The organism is Devosia sp. UYZn731, from assembly GCF_040546795.1.
Lineage (GTDB): Bacteria > Pseudomonadota > Alphaproteobacteria > Rhizobiales > Devosiaceae > Devosia.
In genome coordinates this window covers 231,467-243,206 of the sequence record NZ_JBEPOL010000005.1, presented here as the reverse complement: position 1 = coordinate 243,206, position 11,740 = coordinate 231,467, and the positions used below count along the sequence as shown (strand labels likewise).

Here is an 11,740-nt window from a genome sequence, read left to right as displayed (position 1 = left end):
CAATTCCTCGCTGACAGGCTGATTGTGACGCAGGCGTCACGCGACCAATGTTGCAACATAGTGTTGGATGTTTTGTATCGGATTTGTTGACACGTAGAATACAAAACGGCAGGCTCATCTCATAGCGAGGACCGGGGGACAGCATGGCCAGCGTTCAGATGCGCAAGGTAATCAAAAACTTCGCTGGGGCGGAAGTGCTCAAGGGTGTCGATTTCGACATTGTCGATGGCGAATTCCTCAGCCTGGTCGGCCCATCGGGTTGCGGCAAGTCTACGCTGCTGCGGATGATCGCCGGGCTGGAAGATATCACCGGCGGCGAAATCCACATTGCCGGCCAAGTGGTGAACGGCCTCGCCGCCAAGGACCGGGACATTGCCATGGTGTTCCAGAACTATGCGCTCTATCCTCACATGACGGTGCGCGAGAATCTCAGCTTCGCGCTCGAAATGCGCGGTGAGTTCAAGGCGCATATCGAAAAGCAGGTTGCCCACGCGGCCGGCATTCTGGGGCTGGAGCAACTGCTCGATCGCTATCCGCGCCAGCTCTCGGGTGGCCAGCAGCAGCGCGTCGCCATGGGCCGCGCCATCGTGCGCAATCCGCAGGTGTTCCTGTTCGACGAGCCGCTCTCCAATCTCGATGCCAAGCTGCGCGTGCAGATGCGCACCGAAATCAAGGACCTGCACGAGCGGCTCAAGACCACCACCATCTATGTTACTCACGACCAGATCGAAGCCATGACCATGGCTGACCGCATCGTGGTGATGCGTCTTGGCGTCGTCGAACAGATCGGCACGCCGCTGGAGCTTTATGACCATCCGGCAAATGCCTTCGTCGGCACCTTTATTGGCTCACCCTCGATGAACCTGCTGCGGGGCAGGCTGGCCGGTGCCGGCAGTAGCCTCGTCTTCGAACATAGCGGTGGCCAGACGCTATCGCTCGATGGTGCCTTGAGCGGCGTCGCTCCGGGCACCGAAATCGACCTCGGCATTCGCCCCGAACACCTCAGCGTCGGCGATACCGGTTTTGCCGCCAAGGTCGTCGTGGTCGAACCGACCGGCGCCGAAACCCAGGTGGTCGCCGATATCGACGGCCAGCGCGTCACCGCCATCGTCAAGGACCGCGTCTCCATCGTGCGCGGCGATCTCATTCATCTCGCGCCCGATACGGCGCGGGTCCACTGCTTCGATGCCGGGACCGGTCATCGTCTCCCCTGACCGCCTGGCATCGCTGAACGGGGCGGCTCCGCCGCAAGGCAGCCGCCCCGCACCGCCACCCGATTTTGAACCGCTTTGCGGGTCGCGTTTGCTCGCGTCCGCATGATCCAACGCAACCCGAATTCCGAGGACTTCATGACCAAATCAAGTTACTTGCCGGGACTGAAATCGAGCCTCTCACGGCGCACGGTTCTGCGCGGCATCGCCGCCACTGCTGGTGTATTGGCGATGCCCGCTATCCTGCCGTCGCGTGCCTTTGCCGCCACGCCCGGCAGCAATCCGGGTAAATACAAGATCGATCTGGGCGGCTATACGGGCCCTGAACTGACCAACGCGCCGATCACGCTCAAGATCATGCGCCAGGAATTTCCGCCCGAAGTGAATGCCGTGCTGCAGGCCCAATACGATGCCTTTTCGGCGGCCTATCCGAACATCACCATCCAGGAAGAGCGGGTGCCTTACGGCGACCTGCCAACCAAGGTGCAGGTCTATGTAACTTCGGGCAGTGCCCCCGACATCATGATGGGCCGCAACGACTTCGCTTCGGCCTATGCGGCCGGTCAGCTCACTCTGCCGCTGCAGCAGTTCCTCTCCGCCGATTTCATCGAGGACGTCTATGCGCCGCTGCGCGAGTCGGCGACCATCGACGGCAACCTGGTTTGTTTGCCCTGGGAGACCAACCCCGTCTACATGGCGTTCAACCGCGACATCTATGACAAGCTCAAGATCACGCCGCCGCCCGAAGTCGGCGAGTTCGACGGCGGCTGGACCGTCGAACAATATATGCAGAACTTCGACGACGTCACCAAGGCGCTGCGCGCCTCAGGCGACACCCAGACCTTTGCGCTCGCCGCCTCCGGCTATGGCAATGGCGGGCCGGGCTCCAACTATACCCAGCTCGAAAGCATCTGGGTGCGCATGATGGGCGATCCCAAAGCGGCCAAGGACTCTTCGACCTACAACACCTTCATGGGTGTGTCCGAGGACGGCTTCACCGCCAGCGGCTATGTCAATACGCCCGAAGCCGCTGCCGGCCTCGCCAACTACCAGACGGTGTTCAAGAGCGGCTATACGCCCACCGGCGTCGTGCCCGACCAGTTCCGCGGCGGTGCTGCGGCCGTCACCTTCAGTGGCACCGGCACGGTCAAGCGCTTCCTCAAGACCGGCCAGCCCTTCAATTTCGGCATGTCCCCGGCGCCCAAGGGAACCATCGCCTACACCACCACGGTCGCCGACTCGCCGACCATCTATTCGGGCACGCCCTATCCGGCGGAGACTGCGGCCCTGCTCGCCTTCATCTGCAATGACGCCAACCGCTTCGCCTTCCACGATGCCTGGGGCTCGATGCCGGTGCGCAAGACCCTGGTCGATGCATTGCCCGAATACGCCTCCGACCAGCGCCTGGTGCTCGGCACCAATGTTGCCGACAATGCTTTCGGCCCGCCCAAGTCGGTTGGCTGGTTCGACTATTTCAGCGCCATCAATCCGGCGGTGAAAGACATCGCGCTCGGCACCGATCCGCAGACCCGTCTCAACGACGTGGCCACGCAGATCGACGGCCTCCTGGCTAAATACAAGTGACCCCCAGGCGCCCCGCCGCTCTGCACCAGCGGCCGGGCGTCGCTCCATTTGACGAGGGCCAGTGGCGGAACGCCACTTTGTTTGAAGAGGGACTGCGGCGATGAAGTTTCCAAGCTGGACAGGTAACCCGACGCGGCGCGGCGAGCTCGTCATCGGCCCGCTGATGATCCTGCCGGCGGCACTTGGCCTCTGCATTTTCCAGTTCTGGCCGCTCGGCGTCGCGATCCTCAACAGCTTTCGCGCCTTCAATCCGTTTAATCACCGGCCCAATGGCTGGGTCGGTTTCGGCAATTATCAGTCCGTGCTCGCCGATCCCTCGTTCCAGTCCTCGTTCTGGGTGTCGCTGATCTACATGGTGCTGATGATCGTCATCATCATCCCATCCGCCCTTGGCCTCGCGATCCTGCTCGACAAGCGCATGCCCGGCACTGCCCTCGCGCGTGGCGCCATTTTGGGCGCGCTGGCGTCGTCGGAGGCGGTGGCGGCGCTGATCTGGAACGCCATCTACCAACCCAATAGCGGTCTGCTCGACGTGATCTTCCAGACCTTCGGCCTGCCGTCACAGCCATTTTTGACCGATGGGCATCTGGCGGTGGTGTGCATCGTCATCATGACGGCGTGGAAGGATATCGGCCTGCCGATGCTGATCTTCCTCGGCGCGCTGCAGGCGATCCCGCCGCATCTGTTCGAGGCCGCCTCGATGGATGGCGCCAATCGGTGGAACAAGTTCTGGCGCATTACGCTGCCGCTGCTGCGGCCCAGCCTGGTGCTTGGCCTGTTCATGACCACGATTGCCGCGGCGCGGCTGTTTACCCCGATCCAGATTCTAACCGCGGGCGGGCCGAACGGGCAGACCTCCAACATCGCCTATTTCTCCTATGCGCAGGCCTTTCTGTTCAATTCGCCCGGACCGGCGGCGGCCAGTGTCGTCATGATGCTGCTCATGCTCGTCGTCATCACCATCATCCAGGCTCGCGCCTTGCGCAGCCGCTCGGGGATTTGATCCATGGCTACCGACTCTCTCTCTATTGCCGACAAGATCGTCGCCAAACCCGCGCCGATCACGCAAATCCGCAGGGGCACCGTATTCGGCGCCATCGGGCTGCTGCTGGTCGCCATCTTCTTCGCCTTCCCCATCGTCTGGTCGGCGCTGTCCTCGCTGAAATCGACCGACGACATCGTCAAGTTCCGCTACCCGCTGACCTGGTGGACGTTTTTCCCGCCGTTCCCGACGCTGGAAAACTACTACGCGCTGTTCTTTCAGCTGAACTTTCAGCGCGCTTTGCTCAACACGGTGATTGCCAGCGCTGGCCAAGTCATCATCGCCGTCGTCACCTCCACGCTGGCCGGTTACGCCTTCGCGCGGCTACGCTTTCCGCTGCGCAATGTGCTGTTCGGCCTGCTGCTGGTGACGGCATTCATTCCGCTCGAAGTGATCCTCGTACCGCTCTATGAGGTGGTCAAGGGCATGGGGCTGGTCTCGACCTACCCGGCGCTGTTCCTGCCCTTCGCCTGCAGCCCCTTCGGCATTTATTTGATGCGGCAGGCGTTCCAGTCGATCCCGGTCGAACTCGATGACGCGGCCCGCGTCGATGGCGCTTCGACGCTCAAGATTTTCTGGCGCATCGCGCTGCCCAATGTGAAGCCGGCGCTGGCCACCCTGGTGCTGATCCAGTTCATCTGGAGCTGGAACGCCTATCTGTGGCCGCTGGTGATCATCCAGGACCCCAGCATGCAAATCGCCCAGGTGGCCATTGCCGGCTACAAGAGTGTGCCGAACTTCCCGCTCGACGGGCCACTGTTTGCCGGCGTCACCGTCGTCACCATCCCCCTCGTCGCCATCGCCATCATCCTGCAGCGCTACTATGTGCGCGGCCTCATGAGTTCAGGAATTCGCTAATGACTTTGCTTGCTTCCATCGATCGCATCTCGGACACCCGTCTGCTCGAACGCATCGCCGCCGCTCGCCGGATTATGGCGGAGGCCCAGGTCGACGTGCTGATGGTCTATTCGCATCCGCGCCCCGGTGGCGGCGTGTTGCAGTATCTGTCCGGCTGGGCCACCAAGGCCGGCACGATCCTGCTGCTGCCGCGGGAAGGGCGCGGCGTCATCCTTTCCGCTGGGCCCAACAATACCCGCGTGTTCAACCAGCGCTGCGGCTTCTTCGCCGACGCCCGCGCCTATGGTCCAAATGCGTCGCTGCCCAAGCTGTTGGCCGATGGCTTGGCGGAGTTTGGCGTCGCCGGCGGCAAGATCGGCGTCTCGGGTACGCCCTATATGCCGGCGCCATTGAAGGCTTCGCTCGATGGCATGGTCAAGGAACAGGTCTTCCTCGGCGATGCGCTGGACGCGCTGCGACTGGTGCGGCATGCCGACGAGGTGGCGATGCACCAGCGCGCCGCCGATATTTCGGTGGCGATGATCGAGCGGGTGATGGAACTGGCGCGGCTGCCGGACACGACGCCTTCGGATTTGATGACCGAGTGTGAATTTACCGGCCGCAAGCTTGGGGCCGACAGTTCCGGCCTGTGGCTTGCCACCGGCGAGAAGCCGCCGACCACCTATTTCGAACTGTTCGAGCTTAACGAAACTCTGGGCCCTAAAGACCGCGTCCAGCTCGGCACCACGGTTACCTACGAGGGCCATTTCGGCCAGTGCCTGCGCACGGGTATACGCGGCGGCGTATCGCCAGCGATGCAGGATGCCAGGTCCCGCATGGTCGAGATGCAGGACAGAGCGCTGGCCACCCTCATCCCCGGTGCGCCCATGCAGAACCTTGTCGATCGGCTTGAAGCCGATATCGACGCGTTCTGCCCCTATACCCGCGCCACCGACCCGTTCCGCTTCCAGTCGTGCCACGCGCTCGGCATCAACTATTCGGACCCCAGCTACGGGCAGGCCGTCAATCCCGAGCGCGACCGCAGCAAGGACGGTGAACTGCCGTTGATCGCCGAGAACATGATCTTTGAAATCCACCCCAATTTCACGCTGCCCGAGCTTGGCCACGTCTGCATCGGCGACATGGCGCTGGTGACCGCGACCGGCGCAAAATGGATCACCAACCATCCGCGCGAAATCGTACGGCTCGACTGAGGAGAAGCGAAATGCGTCTTGGTATCGACGGACGGAAAATTCCCGAAGCGGCGAAGCGCGGCGGCGTCGCCAGCATGGATCACGGCAAGGAGCTCGGCATGGACGGGCTGTTCTTCCGCACCGTGCTCGACGTGGCGCCGACGCTCGACATGGGCGTGCTGAAAGCCGTCCGTCAGCGCGCGGACGAGCTTGGCATGTATATCGAGATGGGCCTGGGTAAGGTGAACCCCTATGCGCTGCCCGAAACGCCGGAAATGCGCGCCATCGGCGATGGGGACACGCTGCTGGGATTCCGTCGCATGATGGAGGCCTGCGCCGCCATCGATTGCCGCGAACTCTGGGTTGGCACCGCCAACCACAAGGACTATCCGGGCCGTTTTGGCACCGACCGTTTCCGCACAGACGTGACCTGGGCCGACCAGCTCGAAGGTATCCGCAAGCTGTTGCTCCTGCTTAAGCCGATCGCGCTGGACCTCGGCGTTCACATCAATATCGAAACCCATGAAGAGATCACCAGCTTTGAAGTGGTGCGGCTGGTGGAAGCCTGCGGACCCGAGGCGTTCGGCATCGTCTACGACACCAATAACGGGCTGCAGCGGCTGGAGCATCCGGTCTGGGTGGCCAAGCGCGTCGCGCCCTATACGCGGCAGACGCATTTCAAGGATTCGGGCGCCATTTTCACCGGCCGTACCGTCGGCATGCAAAGCCGGCCCTGCGGGCAGGGCGTGGTCGACTATGCAGCGATCCTCAAGCTTCTCGCCGAAGCGCAGCCTAAGCTGAATATCACCATCGAAAATTCGCCGCCCAATGACGGCCCGAAATTCATCAAATTCAACAAACTTGAACTGGCCGAGCCCGCCTTCATCGCGGCCCATCCCGATTGTTCTGTCGAGGAATATGCCGATTTCGTCGAAATGGTCCACGCTTACGAAAAGCGCATCGCCGATGGTGAAGTGCCGCCCATGCTCGAAGACGTCCGCGATTATGACTATGCCGCCGCAGTCCAGGACATCCTTTATAGCCGCGATCATCTGCGTGGCATTTGCGAAGATTTGAACCTGCCGCTGTGCAAGCTTGCCGCCTGAGGAGACAGCAATGACCGACCTGCTACTCGTCCATGGCACCGTGGTGACCATGGGCCCCGACCGCGCCATCATCGAGGATGGGGCGGTGGCCATCACCGGCGATCGCATCGCCGCCGTCGGCAAGACGGCCGACCTGTTGCCGTTCTACCCGCAGCACAAGCAGATCGATTGCGCGGGGCGGGCGGTCATTCCCGGGCTGGTGGATGCGCATGGCCATGCCGGGCACTCAATCATCAAGACGCTGGGCGTCGATACGCCATCGGTCTGGATGCGCATCGTCACGCCGATGTATTTCCACTATACCACGCCGGATTTCTGGCTCGCCGATGGCTATATCTCGGCGACCGATCGGCTGCGGATGGGCGTGACGACCTCGGTCAGCGTCGTCGGCTCTGCGCCGCGCAGTGACGATCCGACCTTCGCCATCAACCAGACCAAGGGCTATGCCGCTGTCGGCTTGCGTGACATCGTCTGCACCGGCCCGGCCGGCATGCCCTGGCCGCATCCGACAACGCGCTGGGCCGATGGAAAGCCAACGCGCTATTCGGTCAGCTTCGACGAGCTGATGGCGGGCGCCGAGGCGGTGATCGAAACCGTCAATGGCACCAGCGATGGCCGCATCAAGGCGTTCGTGACGCCCTTCACCATCATGCCCTCGATCGATCCGTCCAATCCGACCACACCCGACCGCGCCACGCGCTCGACCCCCCAAGACCGAATGCAGGGCCGCCGCGTCAAGGAACTGGCGGCCAAGCACAAGACGCGCATTCATTCCGATGCTTTTGCCGGCCATGTCCGCATGGCTTGGCAGGACCCCGAAAGTGCCATTCTCGGACCAAATGTGCATCTGCAGCATTGCATCGGCCTCAGCTTGGAAGAGGTGGATATCCTCGCCGAGACCGGCACCAGCATGACCCATTCGCCGGGGGGCAGGGCGCCGGTGATCGAAATGATGCAGCGCGGCGTCAATGTCGCCATCACGACCGACGGCGCTGCGCCATGGGCCACGTTCGACCTGCTGCAGGCCGCCAAGCTGGCGCAACTGGCCCATCGCTGGCGCAACCAGGATGCCTACCTGCTGCCGGCGGGCAAATTGTTCGAAATGATCACCGTCGACGCCGCCAAGGCGCTCGGCATGCAGGATGAAGTCGGCTCGCTCGAAGTGGGCAAGAAGGCCGATGTGACCATCGTCAACCTGCGCAAGCCGCATCTCACACCAAACTGGATGGTGATCCATCGCCTGGTATTGCAGGCCGTCGGCCAGGACGTTGAGACAGTGATCGTCGACGGCAAAATCCTGATGCAGGACAAGCGCATCCTCACCGTCGATCTCGATGCGGTTCTGGAGGAGGCCGAGGCGCAGGCCTGGGCCGTGGTGAAACGCGGCAAGCTCGAAAACCACCTGACCGATCCCGGCTGGGGCATGGTGCAGCGCACCTTCGACGCCCCGATCGAGCTGCCGCTGCCACCGGAGATCGAGGCGTGATCACGCTGGTCAAAGCCGCCTTCGTCGTCGGCTATGAGGACGGCGACCACGTCATTATCCGGAACGGCGAAGTGGCCTATGAGGGCGATACCATCATCTTTGTCGGCAAGGCTTTTCTCGGCACGCCTGACACGGTCATCGATGCCGGCGAAGCAATCCTTAGCCCCGGCTTTATCGACCTTGATGCACTTGCCGATATCGACCATGCCCTGATCGATAGCTGGCACGGACCCGAGACCGCCACCGGGCTCGACTGGTCCGAAGACTATTTCCTCAATCGCCGCCACGATGTGTTCGCCCCCGAGGACCGCGATTTCCGCCACGAGTTTGCCTTCACCCAGTTGATCCGCAACGGCATCACCACGGCCATGCCGATCGGCGGCGAGATGCATAATCTCTGGTGCGAAACCTACGACGAATGGGCCGTGGCCGCAGATATCGCTGGCCGGCTCGGCGTGCGCCTCTATGCCGGGCCAAGCTATCGCGCCGGGGTCAATGTCGTTCGCGCCGATGGCACCCGCGACGTGTTGTGGAACGAGGCGCTGGGCGAGGAGGGCCTCGCCGATGCCGTCCGTTTTATCGAGGATTTCGATGGCGCCCATGATGGCCTGATCCGCGGCGCGCTCCTGCCGTCCCGCATCGAGACCATGACGCCCGAACTGATGCGCAAGACGGCCGAAGCCTCGCGGCGCCTGGGCGTGAAGGTGCGTCTCCACTGCCTGCAAGGCCTCAAGGAATTGCGGCTGCTCGACGCCCGCTACGGCATGTCGCCGCTCGACCTGCTCGACGAGACCGGGCTGCTCGGGCCTGATCTACTCATTCCCCACGCGATCTTTCTCGATACCCACAGCCGCAACCCGAACAAAGGCCAGGGCGACCTGCAACGACTCGCCGCCAGCGGCGCCACGGTCATCCACTGCCCGATGACCTCCCTGCGCTACGGCACTGCGCTCGAAAGCTTTCCGAAATACCGCGCCGCCGGCGTCAAGTTCGCCATGGGCACTGATTCCTATCCGCCCGACATGATCCGCAATATCGACATCGGCGTGCATATGCCCAAGGTCATCGAGGGACGCACCGACGCCGGCAGTGCGGCCGAAATCTATCGTGCCGCCACGCTGGGTGGCGCAGCGGCGCTCGGCCGCGACGACCTCGGCCGCCTCGCGGCTGGCGCCAAGGCCGACATGATCATTGTCGACCTCACCAATCCGCGCGTCGGCATGATCGAAGACCCGATCCGCACCCTGCACATGAACTGCACCGGCGCTGACATCACCACCGTTATCATCAATGGCCGCATGGTCATGGAGAACCAAAATCTGCCTGGCGTCGATGCCAAGGCGATGTCGCAGCGACTCAAGGGCTACTATGCGACAATGAAATCAGGCTATTCCCAACGCGACTACAAGCGGCGATCAACCGACGAAATCTTTCCGCCAACCTTCCGGACGCGGGAATAATGTGTGCGAACCGCTGAGCAAATGAATCCAATCTTGCGCACGCATTGCGGACAACTTATGTAGTGCAAAGAGGATTCAGGCATGCTGAAAGCAAATGAAGACCGCACATCCGGAGTGGTGACAAGCGGTCGCTGGGGACAGATCTACGACGATCTGAAGTCCGCAATTCTGGCTCACAACATTGCGCCCGGCACCAAGCTTCCCGAGGATGAACTCGGCGAGGTTTATTCGGTCAGCCGAACGCTGGTGCGCGCTGCGCTGCAGGCATTGGCGCACGATCGGCTGGTCCAACTCGAGCCCAATCGTGGCGCCTTCGTCGCCAAACCCAGCAAGCGCGAGGCCCGCGAGGTCTTCGAGGCCCGCGCCATCATCGAACCCAAGGTCGCCGCCATGGCCGCGGCCATCGCCAAGCCGTCCGACATCAAGGTGTTGCGCCGGCATCTCGACGAGGAACACAAGGCCATCCACGACGGTCGCCAGGGCGATGCGGTGATGCTTTCGGCGCGGTTCCACGAGGGCATAGCCGAGATTGCCGGCCAGACCATATTGACCGAGTTCGTTCGGTCCCTGTGCTCGCGTTCGGCGCTGATCATCTCGCTTTATTCGCGGCGCACCGACACCTTCTGCGAAAGCCACGCCCACCACGCCCTGGTGGACGCCATCGCCGCCAATAGCGAACTGGACGCCTCAGAACTGATGACGAGCCATCTGGTCGACCTGCTGTCCGGCATTGATGTTTCCGAAAGCGCCGGGCCGCAGCGCAAACTGTCGGAAATTCTGCGCGGGGTTTGATGTCTCCCTAGGCGCTTGCATGCGGCTGTGGGACTTGAGCTATTCGCGATTTTCGGCCACGTCTGGGCGGTGTATCACTTGGCCACGGCCAGGCGATGATCCCCGGTCTCATCGTGGGCGTCCTCGCCACGGAGAATGCGATGAACCTGCTCAATAGTCCCGCTTTCTACCAGCATGGCGCGATCCTCGCGTTCGCAGGTCCGCTCGACACCACTTTGGGGCGCCGTTGATCCATGGGTGAGCGTCTTTCCGGCAAACGCATCTTCGTCACTGGCGCGGCCCAGGGGATTGGCCTCGCCATAGCCAAGGCGTGTCTCAGAGAGGGCGCCAAGCTGTTCCTCGTCGATCGCGACGGCGAGCTGCTGCGGACCAGCGTCGCGGGCCTCGGGGCACCTGCCGGCTGGGTGGGACATGCTGCGACCGACATCACCGATGCCGCGGCTATCCGCGCCGCGGTCGCCACGGCTTCAGTAGAGATTGGTCAGATCAACGCGCTGATCAATAATGCCGGCGTCAATGTCTTCTCGACGCCATTGGAGGCAAGCGAAGCCGAGTGGGACCGCAACTTCGACATCAACGTCAAGGGGGCGTGGAACTGCAGCAAGGCCTTGCTGCCGGCCATGCTGGCCGATGGCGGCGGCGCGATTCTCAACATCGCCTCGACCCACAGCTTCACCATCATTCCGCACACCTTCCCCTATCCGGTGGCCAAGCATGCCCTGCTGGGGCTGACAAAATCGCTGGCGCTCGAATATGCCGCGCAGGGGGTTCGGGTGAACGCACTGGCGCCCGGCTATGTCGAAACCCAGAAATCCACGGACTACTGGAACAGCTTCCCCGACCCGGAGGCGGCCAAGGCCCGCACCATGGCGTTGCAGCCCTGCGGCTACATTGCCACCGCCGACGAAATCGCCATGGCGGCAGTGTTCATGATTTCCGATGAATGCCGCTTCATGAATGCGGCGTGCCTCGTGGTCGATGGCGGCCTGAGCCAATTGCAGCACCCCGCCTGACGGGCGCTGCGAGCAT

At 62.6% G+C, this 11,740-nt stretch carries 11 protein-coding genes; all 11 read left to right on the top strand.

Features of this window, described 5'->3' with window-relative positions; genetic code table 11:
- Positions 1-143: 143 nt before the first annotated feature.
- The gene (locus ABIB57_RS14130; RefSeq protein WP_354041638.1) at positions 144-1,214 is read left to right on the top strand and encodes an ABC transporter ATP-binding protein; all 1,071 of its coding nucleotides are present in this window, start codon (positions 144-146) and stop codon (positions 1,212-1,214) included.
- Between the two features lie 135 nt (positions 1,215-1,349).
- Positions 1,350-2,795, top strand: coding sequence for an extracellular solute-binding protein (locus tag ABIB57_RS14125; protein ID WP_354041636.1), 1,446 nt, complete (start codon positions 1,350-1,352; stop codon positions 2,793-2,795).
- 100 nt (positions 2,796-2,895) lie between these two features.
- Positions 2,896-3,798 (top strand): carbohydrate ABC transporter permease, encoded by a 903-nt coding sequence (locus ABIB57_RS14120; RefSeq protein ID WP_354041635.1) that lies wholly within the window; start codon positions 2,896-2,898, stop codon positions 3,796-3,798.
- Between the two features lie 3 nt (positions 3,799-3,801).
- A complete protein-coding gene (locus tag ABIB57_RS14115; protein WP_354041634.1) occupies positions 3,802-4,695 on the top strand; it encodes a carbohydrate ABC transporter permease in 894 nt (297 codons plus the stop codon).
- On the top strand, positions 4,695-5,888 hold the full coding sequence (locus tag ABIB57_RS14110; RefSeq protein WP_354041632.1) for a M24 family metallopeptidase: 1,194 nt from the start codon (positions 4,695-4,697) through the stop codon (positions 5,886-5,888). The genes ABIB57_RS14115 and ABIB57_RS14110 overlap by 1 nt, the downstream gene beginning before the upstream one ends.
- Before the next feature lie 11 nt (positions 5,889-5,899).
- Positions 5,900-6,973 carry a sugar phosphate isomerase/epimerase family protein gene (locus tag ABIB57_RS14105; RefSeq protein WP_354041631.1) on the top strand — a complete coding sequence of 358 codons (1,074 nt, stop codon included), beginning with the start codon at positions 5,900-5,902 and terminating at the stop codon, positions 6,971-6,973.
- A 10-nt stretch (positions 6,974-6,983) separates the two neighbouring features.
- Positions 6,984-8,459 carry an amidohydrolase family protein gene (locus ABIB57_RS14100; protein WP_354041629.1) on the top strand — a complete coding sequence of 492 codons (1,476 nt, stop codon included), beginning with the start codon at positions 6,984-6,986 and terminating at the stop codon, positions 8,457-8,459.
- The gene (locus ABIB57_RS14095) at positions 8,456-9,919 is read left to right on the top strand and encodes a chlorohydrolase family protein (RefSeq protein ID WP_354041628.1); all 1,464 of its coding nucleotides are present in this window, start codon (positions 8,456-8,458) and stop codon (positions 9,917-9,919) included. The genes ABIB57_RS14100 and ABIB57_RS14095 overlap by 4 nt, the downstream gene beginning before the upstream one ends.
- Before the next feature lie 81 nt (positions 9,920-10,000).
- A complete protein-coding gene (locus ABIB57_RS14090) occupies positions 10,001-10,711 on the top strand; it encodes a GntR family transcriptional regulator (RefSeq protein ID WP_299731741.1) in 711 nt (236 codons plus the stop codon).
- 95 nt (positions 10,712-10,806) lie between these two features.
- A complete protein-coding gene (locus tag ABIB57_RS14085; RefSeq protein WP_502914393.1) occupies positions 10,807-10,941 on the top strand; it encodes a hypothetical protein in 135 nt (44 codons plus the stop codon).
- A 3-nt stretch (positions 10,942-10,944) separates the two neighbouring features.
- Positions 10,945-11,724, top strand: coding sequence for an SDR family oxidoreductase (locus ABIB57_RS14080; RefSeq protein ID WP_354041626.1), 780 nt, complete (start codon positions 10,945-10,947; stop codon positions 11,722-11,724).
- The last annotated feature ends 16 nt before the right edge of the window (positions 11,725-11,740 follow it).

Coding starts and splice junctions, on each gene's coding strand:
- ABIB57_RS14085 (WP_502914393.1), top strand. CDS start 10,807: ATGATCCCCGGTCTCATCGTGGGCGTCCTCGCCACGGAGAATGCGATG.
- ABIB57_RS14130 (WP_354041638.1), top strand. CDS start 144: ATGGCCAGCGTTCAGATGCGCAAGGTAATCAAAAACTTCGCTGGGGCG.
- ABIB57_RS14080 (WP_354041626.1), top strand. CDS start 10,945: ATGGGTGAGCGTCTTTCCGGCAAACGCATCTTCGTCACTGGCGCGGCC.
- ABIB57_RS14125 (WP_354041636.1), top strand. CDS start 1,350: ATGACCAAATCAAGTTACTTGCCGGGACTGAAATCGAGCCTCTCACGG.
- ABIB57_RS14115 (WP_354041634.1), top strand. CDS start 3,802: ATGGCTACCGACTCTCTCTCTATTGCCGACAAGATCGTCGCCAAACCC.
- ABIB57_RS14090 (WP_299731741.1), top strand. CDS start 10,001: ATGCTGAAAGCAAATGAAGACCGCACATCCGGAGTGGTGACAAGCGGT.
- ABIB57_RS14100 (WP_354041629.1), top strand. CDS start 6,984: ATGACCGACCTGCTACTCGTCCATGGCACCGTGGTGACCATGGGCCCC.
- ABIB57_RS14105 (WP_354041631.1), top strand. CDS start 5,900: ATGCGTCTTGGTATCGACGGACGGAAAATTCCCGAAGCGGCGAAGCGC.
- ABIB57_RS14110 (WP_354041632.1), top strand. CDS start 4,695: ATGACTTTGCTTGCTTCCATCGATCGCATCTCGGACACCCGTCTGCTC.
- ABIB57_RS14120 (WP_354041635.1), top strand. CDS start 2,896: ATGAAGTTTCCAAGCTGGACAGGTAACCCGACGCGGCGCGGCGAGCTC.